The organism is Larkinella punicea (assembly GCF_003334855.1).
Lineage (GTDB): Bacteria > Bacteroidota > Bacteroidia > Cytophagales > Spirosomataceae > Larkinella > Larkinella punicea.
In genome coordinates this window covers 63,685-77,783 of record NZ_QOWE01000031.1, presented here as the reverse complement: position 1 = coordinate 77,783, position 14,099 = coordinate 63,685, and the positions used below count along the sequence as shown (strand labels likewise).

At 51.9% G+C, this 14,099-nt stretch carries 12 protein-coding genes; 1 reads left to right on the top strand and 11 read right to left on the bottom strand.

Annotated features, from left to right (window positions below):
- Positions 1-10 precede the first annotated feature (10 nt).
- The 11 genes from DUE52_RS28605 to DUE52_RS28555 all read right to left on the bottom strand — a co-directional run bounded on the left by DUE52_RS28605 (position 11) and on the right by DUE52_RS28555 (position 13,671).
- Positions 11-514 (bottom strand): hypothetical protein, encoded by a 504-nt coding sequence (locus tag DUE52_RS28605; protein WP_114409519.1) that lies wholly within the window; start codon positions 512-514, stop codon positions 11-13.
- A 114-nt stretch (positions 515-628) separates the two neighbouring features.
- Positions 629-1,663, bottom strand: coding sequence for an acetate and sugar kinases/Hsc70/actin family protein (locus DUE52_RS28600; RefSeq protein WP_114409518.1), 1,035 nt, complete (start codon positions 1,661-1,663; stop codon positions 629-631).
- 118 nt (positions 1,664-1,781) lie between these two features.
- On the bottom strand, positions 1,782-2,807 hold the full coding sequence (locus DUE52_RS28595; RefSeq protein WP_114409517.1) for a hypothetical protein: 1,026 nt from the start codon (positions 2,805-2,807) through the stop codon (positions 1,782-1,784).
- Between the two features lie 30 nt (positions 2,808-2,837).
- On the bottom strand, positions 2,838-3,569 hold the full coding sequence (locus DUE52_RS28590; RefSeq protein ID WP_114409516.1) for a hypothetical protein: 732 nt from the start codon (positions 3,567-3,569) through the stop codon (positions 2,838-2,840).
- A gap of 184 nt (positions 3,570-3,753) precedes the next feature.
- A complete protein-coding gene (locus DUE52_RS28585) occupies positions 3,754-5,424 on the bottom strand; it encodes a hypothetical protein (protein ID WP_229312342.1) in 1,671 nt (556 codons plus the stop codon).
- A gap of 8 nt (positions 5,425-5,432) precedes the next feature.
- Positions 5,433-6,305 carry a carbon-nitrogen hydrolase gene (locus tag DUE52_RS28580; protein WP_114409515.1) on the bottom strand — a complete coding sequence of 291 codons (873 nt, stop codon included), beginning with the start codon at positions 6,303-6,305 and terminating at the stop codon, positions 5,433-5,435.
- A gap of 17 nt (positions 6,306-6,322) precedes the next feature.
- The gene (locus tag DUE52_RS28575) at positions 6,323-7,345 is read right to left on the bottom strand and encodes a glycosyltransferase family 9 protein (RefSeq protein WP_114409514.1); all 1,023 of its coding nucleotides are present in this window, start codon (positions 7,343-7,345) and stop codon (positions 6,323-6,325) included.
- Between the two features lie 163 nt (positions 7,346-7,508).
- Positions 7,509-7,973, bottom strand: coding sequence for a hypothetical protein (locus DUE52_RS28570; protein WP_114409513.1), 465 nt, complete (start codon positions 7,971-7,973; stop codon positions 7,509-7,511).
- 382 nt (positions 7,974-8,355) lie between these two features.
- Positions 8,356-9,453 carry a DUF4249 domain-containing protein gene (locus DUE52_RS28565; protein WP_114409512.1) on the bottom strand — a complete coding sequence of 366 codons (1,098 nt, stop codon included), beginning with the start codon at positions 9,451-9,453 and terminating at the stop codon, positions 8,356-8,358.
- 6 nt (positions 9,454-9,459) lie between these two features.
- On the bottom strand, positions 9,460-11,862 hold the full coding sequence (locus DUE52_RS28560; RefSeq protein WP_114409511.1) for a TonB-dependent receptor: 2,403 nt from the start codon (positions 11,860-11,862) through the stop codon (positions 9,460-9,462).
- A 114-nt stretch (positions 11,863-11,976) separates the two neighbouring features.
- A complete protein-coding gene (locus DUE52_RS28555; protein ID WP_114409510.1) occupies positions 11,977-13,671 on the bottom strand; it encodes a helix-hairpin-helix domain-containing protein in 1,695 nt (564 codons plus the stop codon).
- A 143-nt stretch (positions 13,672-13,814) separates the two neighbouring features.
- On the opposite strand from DUE52_RS28555, the gene DUE52_RS28550 reads away from it, so the two are divergent.
- Positions 13,815-14,099, top strand: a complete 285-nt coding sequence (locus DUE52_RS28550) for a 2TM domain-containing protein (protein ID WP_114409509.1) — start codon at positions 13,815-13,817, stop codon at positions 14,097-14,099.

Below are 14,099 nucleotides of genomic sequence, written 5' to 3'. Positions count from 1 at the left end.
ATGGACTGAGCTAAAACAATTTGCTCCAGGCAAAACGAACGAGCAGCAGCAGTCCGACGAATCCAACCAGAATGTAGGTAAAGGGAATATAAGTGACGGCGTAGATGCGGGTTCGGTCGATGATCCAGAGAATGCCGATGAGGGCCGCAATGAGCGTCATGAAGCCCGACAGTTTACCAAAACCGGGAATGTAAGAAAAGGGAAGTTTGCGTTTGATGAGCATCAGCGTGGCCACCATCGTCAGCACCGGCAGCACCTGCGTGACGAGGTTCATCCGCCAGATGCTTTGCCGTTCGAAGAGGAACAGATAGACGTTTAATGTAAAGGCGAAAATACCGGGAATACAGGCCAGGTACACCAGCGTCGCGTATACAAACCGCCACCGCCAGATCTCCTCCGCCTTCTCGCCCGACCACATATTGACGACAAACGCCAGTGCCGGAATGGCCAGCAGAAAAACCGTCAGAAGGGCTGGGTTGGCAGAAACGGAGTCGAAGAAGTCCTGTAAAGTCATGGAATGAGAAGTTATTTCGCGGAGATGAGCGGAGTAAAAAAGAGTTAAACGGAGTATTTATTTCTCTCTGCTTAACTCCCTTTTTCTCCGCTCAACTCCGCGAAACAACTCGTATTACAACGTCAGCAGATAACCAATGGTAAAGTTTGCATCCCAGTCGAAGACGAACTGGTCGCAGTTGGTGCCGTCGGCGATGGCTTTGTAGATGTTGACACCGGCTTTGGTTTTGGCTTCACCGGATGTATACGCCGATGGCGCGTTCAAAACCGTGTAGCGTTCCTTGCCGTTCCGAACCTGCTTGGCCAGTTCGAAAGGAACCCCGCCAATGATGAAACAAGTCTTGCGATTGGCCGCCGGAATTTTCTCGGAAAGCGCTTTCACCTCGTTGTACACTTTGGTGTCATCGTCGCCATTCTGGAAATACTTGGCGCCGTAGCTTTCCAGCGCAGCGGTTTTGCCACCGTCTTTCCACGAAATCTTGGTGTTTCCGGAGCCAATGTCAACCACAAAACCATTGCTTTCAAAATCTTTCGGCAAGACCGACCGCAATGCCAGACGACCTTCCTGTTCGGCGGTTACGGTATTGACTACGTAGTTGAGCGACTTCAACGCCTTGATGATTTTCTGGGTATTGTCGGCTTTCACCGCTCCCGAACTAACGACAAAGTGAATGTCGCGCCCGGCTACCCCGAAGTTCAGCATCTGGGAAATGTATTTTTTCAACCCTTCGCGAACGTCCTGGTCGGTGGCCATATTTTCCAGCACCAGGCTATTCCCAAATTCGGATTTCTCCAGTTTCCACGCTTTCTGGGCATCGACGGTAATGATGAACGAGTTAAAACCGCTGGCTCCCAATTCCACGACGCCTTTCAGCTTGCCGTTTTGCGGAGCCGGTGGCGTGTAGTTGAACGTGGGACGCGAACCGGCTTCGTCGGTCGCTTCCGCGTCGGCGGGTTTGGTGCTTTCTTCAGACGTCGCATCCGCAGAGGTCGACGGCATTGACGGCGAGTCGGACGTTTGTTCAGTAGTTTCTTTCGGCGCTAGTTTTTTCAGTAAATCGACTCCACCGATGTATTTAAAACCAAAGTAGATAGCGGCCAGGATCAGGGCCGTGATGAGGAGCCTTCCGGCTACGGTTAAGCGTTGCATGGGGTTAAATTTTGAATGATAGAATGAGTGAATGATAGAATGAGTGAGTGATAGAATGAGTGAGTGATGAGGATAAGGTGAAAAATATTCACTCATTCTATCATTCACTCATTCAAAATTAATCTAATAGACTCCGGTAACCATTGTCTTTCGGCGGGTTGACCTGGCGGCTGGCGGGTGTGGCCGGGGGGGCTTCATCCAACTTGATGATTTTGAATTCACCGTGGTTGTAGGCTTCCAGCAAAGCCTGGCCTTTGTCCGAAAGAATACCGTTCTGGATGTCGACCGAGTTGATGAAGTCCATCGACATGTCCATGGCCCGCTTCATTTCGCCGAGCTTTTTGCTCATGTCGTCCTGAATGTACTCCATCGACTCGTCAAAGTAAAACTTCTTGTCGGGGTCGCCTTTGAAGATGCTGATGGCCGTCCGGAGCGCGTTGGAGCTTTCCTTTACAATCTGGTATTCAGCCTCTTTCAGCTTGACCTTGATCTCGGTTTCCTTGATGATGTAGTCGGCGCTTTTGTTCACTTTCTCCATGAATTCCAGCACCGTCCGCATGTTGCGCTGAAGCGGTTGCAGTTTTTCGTTCATTTCCTGCAAACCGGCGCCTTCGATGGTGGCGAGTTGGGCGGCTTCCCGCATACCGGGCCGGTCGGTCATGGCATTGGCTTTGTTGGCTTCGGCAAACTTCTGCTTGATAACCTCGTTGTTCTCTGTAATTTTCCGGTTCAGTTTCACCAGTTGCCCCGCCAGCGTGTCGATCTGTCCCTGCATGCTGCGTCGTTTGTCTTTCAGATCACTGACGTAAATCTTCATGATCGCAATCGGATCGAGCTGAATCACGAGACCTGTCAATTTCCGCATCAGCGTTTTATACAGGAAGAAAACCGCAGTCCGCACATCCTTACTCGTAAAGAGGAAGATCAGGAAGCCCAGAACCGCCAGCAGACCCGCCAGATACAGCGTATTTTCGGTAACCTTGATCAGAAATTCAACGATCCGGTTGAAGTATACCAGTCCCATGGCACCGATGGCGGCCAGAAAAAACAGCCCCGCGATGCCTTCCGGGCGGCTCCAGAACGAACGCTTATCGCCGTCCTCGGTTCGGCCACCCACTTGTGAAAAATCAGGAGTTGATGCCATTGTCTAGTGTAAGGTTTATTGTTTAAATCGTCATTTAATATACTCCCCCAGTTTGAGCAGATCCCGCTTGATCTGGCCGACGAAGACGGCCAGTGTCGCTTCGTAATTGCTTTGGTTCTGGGTGATTTTCTGCCGTTGTTCATTTAACTCCCCGCCGATTCTGGCCAGCCGTTCGTTGTTGGCGTCCATTTTTCGCTGAATTTCCAGCATCTGTTTGGCCAGTTGCTCATTCTCCGATTGCAGTTGTTTCTGCTCGTTCGACAAACCGCCGACTTTTTCGGTCAGGGCTTCCTCCACGGTTTTCGAAAACGCCTGCTGGTCGTTGTTCAAGGCCGTCAGATACTGGTTGGCCGAACTGACCAGACCGGCCACGTTGGCCGAACCGCCCATTGCCTTGAAACTGGCCCAGGCCGCCTGATACTGCTGGTCTTCACTCAGATTGAGATTCGACAGGTTTTTCAGCGTTTCCCGAAACTCGAAATAATCGGGGCCGGGCTGGTTCGCTTTCGACAGCACAGCCGCAAAATGATCGACAAACTTCGTGTCGACCGCACCCTCAGGCACCGCTGACGAAGCGGTTGGTTCACGCACCGTTGCTGCCGGAACCGGGCTGGCCGGTGTGATCGGCACGGAAACCGGATTGGGCGGGTTTTGTGGAAAGGCCGTTATCGGTTTACCTGTCGTTGGTTCTTCTTTGATAAAGAGATTCAGGAGTTTTTTTCCGAAGCCCTCCAGCCCGGAACTCGTTTCTTGTTCTGCCATCTTGTGTTAGGTTAAAACGTATCGTTCTTGCCGATGAAAGACGGAACAATATTAGACGGGCGCAAGATGATAAAATAACCGTTTTAAGCCAAACGGTTTACTGATGGCCTGTAAGGATAAAAACCGGGCCGAACTCTAAGGATCGACATCATTGTCCGGTTTTTACCGTAAGGCAGAAGAAGAATCAGGCTTTCTTTTGTTTTACCGCGACTTTCTTTGGACTGCTGGCCGCTTTCTTCCGGCTTGCGGCATCACTCGACATCGTTGCCCGACCCAGAAATATTTCGTCGCCTTTCAGATTGATGGTCGTATAAAATTGGTACCCGTCCTGAATGTATCGCACCAGCACCTGTTCGCGCTGGTCGGGTTTTCCGTAGGGTTGGGTTGCCGCCACCAGAATCTGATTCCCGTTGACGATGGCTCTGACAAACGGTACGTTGTTGGTTTTTAGCTGATTGGCAGTGTACTTATACCAGGTTTTTCCGCCGTCAACCGAGCATTCGGTTTGGTCGTTCAGGTATTTTTCGCGGCCATTGAAAAGGTCGCCGTGATGTTTGAACAACCGCCAGAGTCCGTGGATATAATGTTCGTAACAGGCATACACCCGGTCATTACCCAGACCCTGCTGATTGACGTCTGCGGGCGTTGGTTGGTCAGGTTTCAGTTCCGTTGCGTCATCCCAGAACATCACCCCATAGGCCCCCGTGAACCAGTAAAATACCGCAATTCCTTCGGCAACCGCCGGGGGAGCCGCATTTTTTGCTTTCTCGCTGTTGGGGAATTCACTGCTTTGGGTGTTGAAAAGCCATTGCCAGGCAATGCGTTTTTTGGGCGAAAGCCGGGCGTTGACTTCCTGTTCGTGTAACAAAGCGCCCAGCCAATGGCGGGCGCCATCGTCGCTGTGGGGAATGGAATAATCGAAATCGGGGTACATGTAATAGGTGCCCGGCATCTGAAAATCAATGTAATCGGCAAAGGTTTTGCCGACAATTTCGTCGGGCATCCCGCGTTGGCGCGAGGTGGCTGTATGCCGGGCAGGCATGGCCCAAAGCCATTCCGGGGAACCCTTGTATTCACGGGCGCGGGAATACCCGTAGCCGTTGAGTGGAACCGGAGCAATGGAGCCGATTTCGGTGTAGGGGCTGATCCACTCCCGAAGCGACTTCATCATAAAAACATAGAGATTGACCTGTTCCTGCCGGTTCAGGACGTTGCCAACGCCTTCATTTTCAATGTCAAAAAAGATTTTTCCGTACGTATTTAATTTATTGTTCGGGTTACAATCGCCAAAATTTTCGCATTCTCCATTGAGTTCCTGCATGGCAGTATACACACTATTTTTAAATCCCTGGTCGCCCCACGGACGCTTGTACCAGGTTTCCGGTGCTTTATCGCCCGACCTGGCCCATTCAATGTTAAAAGGCGCACCAGCCAAATAACCCTGTCCAATGGTCAACGCCCGCTGAGACGGTTTCAGCCGACTGGTCCAGCCTTGCGGTTTGGGATTCCATTCACTCCGGTATTCGTCCGGCGACATCCGGGTTTTGTCGACGGACGAAAAGCCCCGCCGGAATAGCTTCGACCAATCCTGTTCGACATGCAGATTGCGCCCGGCACCGCTGAACGTCACGGATTTGGTGGCGGGGAGCGTGAAATCTCCGACGACATCCGGATTCCAGTAGCCTTTGCGGGTGGTGGGGGTAAAGGATTGCCGGGGCGTTGGGGTCAAGGCGGTTTGGGCCGGTAAGGCACCCTGGTGAGGAACGATAACCGGCTCGGGGCCACTGGTATACCGATTATACCATAAACCGAACCCGGCCAGGGCAACAACTAAAGAAATCAGAAAAAGCTTCATACGGTTGGTCATTCGTCCAAATAGCGTTTCGTGATGGGTTGGTACGAATCGATTCGCCGATCACGGAAATAGGGCCAGGTCGTACGGTATTTGTCAGTTAAACTTAAATCAATTTCCTGAACGTGAGTGACTTCTCCCTCATGAGGAGCCAGATACAGCAGGGTGCCGTGGGGATTGGCCACAAACGACCCGCCCCAGAATTTCTGGCCCCCTTCCTGCCCAACCCGGTTCACCGAAACCACATGAACGCCGTTGGCAATGGCGTGGCTGCGCTGGATGGTTTGCCAGGCATTATATTGTTCCTCATCCACTTTGGGATCGGTCTCTTCCGTATCCCAGCCGATGGCGGTGGGGTAAAACAGGATTTCGGCACCCATCAGAGACGTAATGCGGGCCGGTTCCGGATACCACTGGTCCCAGCAAATCAGGACACCGATTTTGGCATATTTCGTTTCAAACACCTTGTAGCCCAGATCGCCGGGGGTGAAGTAAAACTTTTCGTAATAACCGGGGTCGTCAGGAATGTGCATTTTGCGGTATTTGCCCAAATACGTGCCATCGGCATCGAGAACGGCGGTTGTGTTGTGGTACAAACCGGCGGCCCGTTTTTCAAATAACGACGCAATGACAACAGTATTGGTTTCCCGCGCAATTTCTCCCAGCCGTTCGGTGGTGGGGCCGGGGATGGCTTCGGCCAGACTGAAATTGTGGTGATCTTCTACATCGCAGAAATACAGCGAGCGAAACAATTCCTGCAAACAAACAATTTGGGCGCCTTTGGCGGCAGCTTCCCGAATGCCGGCGATGGCTTTTTCGAGATTAGCGTCCAGGTCGGCCGAGCAGGACATCTGCACCAGGCCAATGTTTACTTTTTTTGACATGTGATGTTTCAATGGGATTAACGTTCCGGGCCGGTTCTTCGCGTAGAAGGCCCGGTGCCACGTTTCAGTTCTTTCAGGTCAAAATCGAACGGTAGTTCGTTCATGCAGTTGAAATGACCCTTCGGACACTGATCGTAACCTATTTTAGAACAAGGACGACAGGGCAACAGTTTGTTTTCGAGCGAAACAAAATTGGTTTTGTAGGGGTACATGCCCAGTTGTGGCGTGGTGTTGCCCCAAATTGCGTAGATTTTTTTTCGGAAGGCAGCCGCGATGTGCATCAGCCCCGTATCGTGGCTGAAAACCAGCGCCGACTGCTGGAGAATCGAAGCCGACTGGTTCAGGTTGTATTTTCCGCAGGCGTTGTAAATCAGTTTATCACCCAAAGCCTGACGGACTTCTTCACCCGCGGCAGCGTCTTCTTTCCCCCCCAGCAGAACAATCGGATAATTGATCTTTCGGCACAATTCAATCATGCGCGCTACGGGGAGTTTTTTGGTATTGTGCTGGCCGCCAATGGCGTAGGCGACAAACCCCCGGCGGTGGGTGATGGGAAACCATTCCGGTTCCACGATATCTTTGTAAGGAATGAAGTAATCCAGCCCTTTCCCGTCGTTGACCACCCCAAACGATTCCGTCGTTTTCAAATACCGGTCGACAATGTGGAGGGGTGGCATGGTATTCACTTTGAACTGGACATAGAGCCATTTCTCCCAGTTCAGTTTGTCGAAACTGCGCGACGGAACGGCCAGCCGCAGTTTGATGATGCGGGTACGGAGGTTATTGTGCAGATCGATGATGTAATCGTACCGCTCGGTTCGCAACTGGCGGATGAGGTCGTTCAGGTTTCCATCCAGGTAGATTCCCTTGTCGACATGCGGATTGGATTCGATGAGTGACTGAAAGGATCGCTTGGTGCAATAATGGATTTCGGCACCCGGAACCTGTTGTTTCAGGCAACGTATAACCGGCGTCGTCAGCACGATGTCGCCGATGGACGAAAACCGGATAATCAGAAACTTGGCAGGGGTGGTATGCATTGCCGCCAAATTTACGATATGGCCGGGAGATTTTTGAAGGAAAGGTGCAAAACCTGTGTGATTGCCGATCTATAAGTGATTCGGTGGCCCCACCCCGTCAGCGGTCGCAGACCCTGACAGCGGTGGGAGTACCGAATCACTTATGATCCGGATTTCCACCCTGTCAGGGTCTGCGACCGCTGACGGGGTGGGTGAATACGTTATCGAAGTCCTGGTTGCCCATTTCCTGATGGAAACGAATGTATTCCTGTCTCCCGTTAAACCACGTCAAAACGGCTTCCCGCATCAATAAAGTGGGCTTTGTCGATAAGTGACTCTGGTAGGAAGAATACAAATATGTTGTCAAATCTCCGGTTACGCCGTGTTTAACGGGGTTATTGTGAATGTAGAAAATAAGCCGGGTGAAGTAGGAGTCATCCGCAACCACTTTCCGGTGAAAAGGGCGTTCGAACAAACTGCCGGTTCGTTGGGTATTGGCATTGAAATGTTGGGCATAGCTGTTGAAGAGATTGGAAAACTGTCGGCTGGCATTGGGGACTTTCAACCAGCCCCGTTCGCTTAAAAGCTTCTCCCGATCAAATTCATGCGCTTCTTTTACCCGAACCATCAGATGAAAGTGGTTTTTCATGAGGCAATACGCAAATGTGTCAACAACCGGAGTTAGGTAATTAGCATATTGTTTTAAGAAGAAACGATAATGGTGGGCGGTGGAAAAAAGGGCTGTTCCATTGATGCCACGGTTGTAAATGTGGTAATACCGCCCTGGTTCGAGGGGTTCAATTTCTTCCATCGGTTTTTCGTTTCAGGTTTTGACGAAAACCGGTAATAAAAGTCATCCAATTAGCATCAGCACCCTGTAAGCGGTCGCAGACCCTGACAGCGGTGCTGGTGCTAATTGGATGACTTTGGAAGGTATTATTTGGTGCCCCAATAGCTGTTTATTTGGATGCCTTTGGGATCAGTAGCTTCCCACCGCTGTCAGGGTCTGCGACCGCTGACGGGGTGGGAAGCTACTGATCCCAGAAACGCGGTTTGTTGGGTGTTCGGTAGATGCTGTTTTCGCAGGCAAGGCAGGGCGCCAGGTTATCGAGCAGGATATTCTTTCCGTTTGGAATGCCGACGGCATCTTTCGAACGGTCTACTTTCAAGGCCATCACGCTGACCCCGGCGGCCCCGAAATACCCGTAAACGACCTCGCCCGGATGGCTGGTGCACTTGATATTTCCGCCAACGGCTGCCGGAGCCGCATCAAATAAACCGCCCGTGTTGTTGACCAATTTTTTGACACTGTTGAAAAACTGATAAGCCCCCGGACTGATCGATTGCTGCTCCACTTCCACGTAATAAATCCCGCGCGACGTAAACGGTACGCTCATAATGTATTGACGGCTAATGGCTTTGCCGTTAATGGCCGCGTCGGAGCTGATGTTGATGCAGTTGCTGTAGCACTGGTTAATGTCCCAGCAATCCGTGCAGCAGGGGCGTAAACCGATGTAATATCCATCCGAATTGATGTTGGGACTCAACAGACAGGCTGCCGTAAATTCGTAATTTTTCCAGACCCACCGGTAATAATCGCCGGGCGTTTCCGGGTCTTTGGTGTCCAGATAAACCGCCCAGGTGTTCCGTTTGTCGTTTTCGAAGGATGTCGTATTATATTGAAATTCATACGTCAGTTGGCTGATCGGCGGGGCGGTTTTCAAAACTTCCAGAGACGATTCATACTGTTTCCCGTCGGTGGTTCGGATGGCGATTTTATACGAGCGGCCCACGGTGCCCCGGATGCCGGTTGCCGTAGTTTGGTAATAGCCCGGACTGACTTCCCGAAGCACCTCCTGATTCCCGGCATTGTCGGATAGTGTTACCGTGGCACCACTCACGAGCAGATTCAGACCTGAATACGTGTAGTCGGCGGTTTGCGTGAGGTTGACGGCATAGGGTCCCGGCTGGTCGGTGATCAATCCTTCTACGACCAATGCCCGCCCGATGGATTGTGTATCCGGCTGATAGGGACTGATGCACGAGCTGACCAGACCCAAAATCAAGAAGACGAAGGGGGAAGAGCAAAACCGCAGTAAAAGAAAACCGGTAAGAATCAGGCTTTTCATAACGCATCAAAACTTGAAATTGTAGGTCAGCGATGGGAAGGCCGATCCGAACACCGACAGTTTATAGCCATCTGACAACGACGCCGAATTGACCTTGAAGAACACTGAATAGGCATTCTTGCGGGCGTAAACGTTGTAGATCGAAAAGACCCAGCTTCGTTCCCACCGCCGTATTTTGGCTGGATTCTGGTTAAACTCGATGGCAAAATCCAGGCGGTGGTAATCGGGAATCCGTTGCTGGTTCCGGTTTATATAAATGGGAACAATGATGCCGTTGACGCGGGCCCGGGCGTAGGGCTGGGTCACGGGGCGGCCGGTGCTGTAGGTAAAATTGAACGACACATTCACCCGGCTGTTGGGCCGAAAGGTCGTCATCGCATTCAGCGTGTGCGGTTTGTCGAAGTTGGTCGGGTATTCGAGGCCATTATTCACCCGTTCTTCCGGGAAAGGCCCGTTGATGGTGTATAAAGACCGGGAGTAGGTGTAACTGACCCAGCCGATCCAGTGACCTTTGTTTTTGCGGAGTTGGGTTTCCAGTCCGTAGGCCTTGCCGGTTCCCTGCAACAACTCGGTTTCGGGGGTCGGATTCAGCAGCAATTCCGACCCATCCTTGAAATCAATGGCGTTTTGCAATGTTTTATAATACACTTCCGCCGACGCTTCAAACGCATTTCCGGCGGTGTTTCTGAAATACCCCACCGACCATTGATCGGCAATTTGGGGCTTCACGAACGAATCGCTCAACTTCCAGCGCGAGACAGGCAGCGCGGCTGTCGTGTTGGTAATCAGGTGGATGTATTGCCGTAGACGGTTGTAGCCCGCCTTAATGGACTGACCTTCGGCCACGGTCCAGCGCAACGCCAGACGGGGTTCGATACCGCCTGCCTGGTGATAAATCTGTCCTTTGGCGTGGGCGGTGGAAGACGATGTCGTTTCGGGTTCGCGGGGAACACCCTCCTCATAAACGGGGACGCTGGCCGGTCCCCGATTCAGCAGTTGGGAATAGCGAATCCCGCCCAGAATAGAAAAGGCTTCGTTCACTTTCCATTCATCCTGGGCATAAACCGCCAGTTCATACGCCCGTTCGATGGGCATCGCTTTCGGCAGCACGTTCGATTGAAAACCGGGGACGAGCTTGTTAGGCTGGAGGTAATAATCGATCAGGCTGATGCCGCCCTGCAACTGGTGGTTACTCGTTGCGGCATAACTCAGGTCGGCTTTCAGTTGGCGGTGCAAAATTTCCGAGGTAAGCCGAAAGGCGTTGGCCGGGTCGGGAGCCGACGTTTCGGGGCGGTATTGGCTGTATACGGCGGTCGTGGTCAGATTGAAACGGTCGTTGATGAAGTAGTTCCATTTCAGCGTTCCATTCACGGTTCGGTATTCAAAAACCGTGGAAGAGGCATTGACTTCTACGGTCGAAAGCGAATCGGAAGCCAGTTTAAATTCGTCGCGACTCGCGTACCCCGTGAACGTAACAGTGTGTTTTTCATTGGGTTGGAATTTTAATTTGGTCGTCAGGTCGTAGAAATTCGCTTTCGTTTCCCGAATACTGCGGGGCATGAGCTTAAACAGAAAATCATTGAACGACGCCCGACCGGCCAGCAGAAAGGACAGTTTTTTATTGAAGAGCGGCCCCTCAATGCCCAACCGACTGGCAACGATCCCGATCCCGCCATTTACCGTTAGTTTGTCGATCTCCGGTTCTTTCACCCGAATGTCGAGCACCGAAGCGGCCCGTCCGCCCATACTCGGCGCAATTCCGCCCCGGTTGAGCGTAACGTCGCGGACAATGTCGGGGTTAAAAACTGAGAAAAAGCCCATCAAATGGCTCGAATTGAAGATGGGCGCGTCGTCCATCAGCACCAGATTCTGGTCGGTGCTGCCCCCCCGAACGTTGATGCCGGGAGCGCCTTCGCCCACGGTGGTGACGCCCGGCAGCAGCAGCAGACTCCGCACTACATCGGCTTCCCCCATAAAAGCCGGAATGCGCTTGATGGTTTTGATGGACATCTGCGTTACGCCCAGCTCCACTTTCTTCACATTTCGGTCGGGCGCTTCGGTCGTGACGGTCACTTCTTCCAGATCTTTGGAATCGTCTTCCAGCAAAATTTCGGTCAAAACCGTTTTGTTCAGGACAATGGTGTGCGTTTGTGGCCGAAAACCGATGTGGGTAAACTTGACGTTGTAGGTGCCGCCGGGGAGGGGAATGACGAAAAAACCGTCGCGGCTGGTGTTGACGCCCCGGCGGTTTTCGGTAATAAAAACCGTGACGCCCTGAATGGGTTTTTTGGTGATTGCGTCGCGAACGTAGCCCGTAAGGGAATGATTGGATTTGTCGGTTTTTGGCTGGGCTGCCGCAGCAAATAGGATAAGCCAACTGCACACAATGGTGAAGTAGAAAAATCGCATCTAGGTCAGGTTGTAAAATTGGTTTCGTGTTGTAAAGATCAAATATTGAATAGTAAATAACGAATAAACTTAGGATTAAAATTACATTCGTTATTTGATCGATACCGAAACTGGCTACTGACGCCTTCTTTTCTGCAAATGCGCTTCTATTTCATTTAAACTGAGGGCATTAAACGTCATGCTTTTGGTCAAACCGCCTTTGCGGGCAACCGCCACGCCATAGTGCATGTCGTGAAAACCGGGCATTTCGTGCGCATCGGGATTGATACTCAGCATAACGCCCTGATTCACGGCATATTGAATCCAGCGCCAGTCGAGATCGAGCCGCCAGGGACTGGCGTTGATTTCGATGACGACGCCGTGTTGGGCGCAGGCATCGATGACGGCTTTGTAATCAATGGGGTAGCCCGCCCGGGCCAGCAACAAACGACCCGTCGGGTGTCCTAAAATGGTCGTGTAGGGATTCTGAATGGCGTTGATCAGCCGGGCCGTCGCTTTTTCGCTGGTCATCGACAGATTGGAATGCACCGATGCCACGACGTAATCGAACGTTGCCAGCAGGTCGTCGCTGTAATCCAGCGAACCATCGCCCAATATGTCAGATTCGATTCCTTTCAGAATCTTGAACGAACCGCCAAACTGAGCATTTAGCCGGTCGATTTCTTCGTGCTGCTGCTGCACGCGGTACGGTTCCAGCCCTTTGGCATACGTGGCCGATTGGGAGTGGTCGGCGATGCCGAAATACGAAAATCCCAGCTCGCGGCAGTAGGTTGCCATTTGTTCGAGCGAGTGTTTGCCGTCGGAATAGGTGCTGTGGTTGTGCAGAATGCCGCGCAGTGCGTCCCAGGTCACGAGGTCGTCGGGCGAATGGGTTTGCGCCCAGTCGAACTCAAAACCGCCTTCGCGCATTTCCGGCACGATGAAGGGCAGTCCGGCCCGTTCATACACCGCTTCTTCGGCTTCGGCCGGAAACGCCCGGCTGGTTTGTAATAACGTCCGGCCCGACGTGCCGGTAGTCGTCAGGTGTTTTTCAGCCGCCGAATGTGTGAACAACTGGCTTTCAAACCGATCGGATGGGGTGGTAATGATCTCAAGCTGAACGTCGTAACCGCTGGCTTGCCCGCGCCAGATGAAAGGGGAGGAATCGATTTCGTTCTGTTCGAGGTAGGAGAGGGAGTTCAGAAATTCAAAGGCGGCAATTGGATCGGAGGTACAGACAATGTACTGCACGGTGTCGACCTCCTCGCTTTTCCGGCGGATTTGTCCGGCCACTTCCACGCGGCTGAACTCTTTTTCAAACACATCGAGCAGCATGTTCGACAAGGCTTCGGCTTTGTCCATGCGAAGTTTGCCCGACTGGTTTTCCAGAAAGGCCAGCGATTCGAGAATGGCCTGCTGTGTTTTTTCGCCGAATCCTTTGATTTTGGCGATTTCCCCGCTTTCGCAGGCCAGCCGCAAATCCCGGATGGTATCGATCCCGAAATCCCGCCAGATGATCCGGATTTTTTTGGCACCGATGCCTTTGATCCGAAACATTTCCAGCACACCTTCGGGGGTTTGGGCCAACAAATCGTCGAGGTCCTGAAGCCGCCCGGTTTCGATAATCTGCAATACTTTTCCGGCTACGGATTTACCAACCCCCGGCAATTTGAGCAGTTCCGGAAAAGACATTTTGGAGAGGTCTTCACTGATTTTGTCGAGGTTGAAAGCGGCTGCCTGAAACGACCGGGTTTTGAACGCATCCACATCGTGAAGCTCCATGAGCTTGGCCGTCAGTTCCAGAATATCGATAATTTCGGTGTTGGTCATGGTGTCGGATAAAGGGGGATTTTTGTTACCAAGATTTCAAAAACGGTTTCTTATAGTCCCGCTGCAAAAGAAAGTTGGCCTAACGTATGGATTATGGATTGAATCTCACTAACTTAATTCTCCCAACACTCGTAGACCCCTTCATGGACACACGCGACCCTCATCTTTGGAAGCAGGCTAAAGCCCGTGCCGGCTTTAAAATGCATCTGCGGACTTATCTGTTTGTCAACGTTGTTCTTTGGCTGATCTGGCTGGTTATCTTTTTGGTTTTTCAGGAGAAATGGGGCACGTATCCGTGGCCTCTCTGGACTACATTGGGCTGGGGAATCGGCTTAATCTCTCATTATTTCAGCGTTTACCACGGTTTTAACGAAAAAAGCCTGGCCGAACGCGAATATGAAAAACTCAAACGTACACACGGTCTTTAG

What these genes read in the sequence shown, in the direction of transcription:
- DUE52_RS28605 (WP_114409519.1), bottom strand. Translation starts at nt 514, where the DNA reads ATGACTTTACAGGACTTCTTCGACTCCGTTTCTGCCAACCCAGCCCTT.
- DUE52_RS28600 (WP_114409518.1), bottom strand. Translation starts at nt 1,663, where the DNA reads ATGCAACGCTTAACCGTAGCCGGAAGGCTCCTCATCACGGCCCTGATC.
- DUE52_RS28595 (WP_114409517.1), bottom strand. Translation starts at nt 2,807, where the DNA reads ATGGCATCAACTCCTGATTTTTCACAAGTGGGTGGCCGAACCGAGGAC.
- DUE52_RS28590 (WP_114409516.1), bottom strand. Translation starts at nt 3,569, where the DNA reads ATGGCAGAACAAGAAACGAGTTCCGGGCTGGAGGGCTTCGGAAAAAAA.
- DUE52_RS28585 (WP_229312342.1), bottom strand. Translation starts at nt 5,424, where the DNA reads ATGAAGCTTTTTCTGATTTCTTTAGTTGTTGCCCTGGCCGGGTTCGGT.
- DUE52_RS28580 (WP_114409515.1), bottom strand. Translation starts at nt 6,305, where the DNA reads ATGTCAAAAAAAGTAAACATTGGCCTGGTGCAGATGTCCTGCTCGGCC.
- DUE52_RS28575 (WP_114409514.1), bottom strand. Translation starts at nt 7,345, where the DNA reads ATGCATACCACCCCTGCCAAGTTTCTGATTATCCGGTTTTCGTCCATC.
- DUE52_RS28570 (WP_114409513.1), bottom strand. Translation starts at nt 7,973, where the DNA reads ATGAAAAACCACTTTCATCTGATGGTTCGGGTAAAAGAAGCGCATGAA.
- DUE52_RS28565 (WP_114409512.1), bottom strand. Translation starts at nt 9,453, where the DNA reads ATGAAAAGCCTGATTCTTACCGGTTTTCTTTTACTGCGGTTTTGCTCT.
- DUE52_RS28560 (WP_114409511.1), bottom strand. Translation starts at nt 11,862, where the DNA reads ATGCGATTTTTCTACTTCACCATTGTGTGCAGTTGGCTTATCCTATTT.
- DUE52_RS28555 (WP_114409510.1), bottom strand. Translation starts at nt 13,671, where the DNA reads ATGACCAACACCGAAATTATCGATATTCTGGAACTGACGGCCAAGCTC.
- DUE52_RS28550 (WP_114409509.1), top strand. Translation starts at nt 13,815, where the DNA reads ATGGACACACGCGACCCTCATCTTTGGAAGCAGGCTAAAGCCCGTGCC.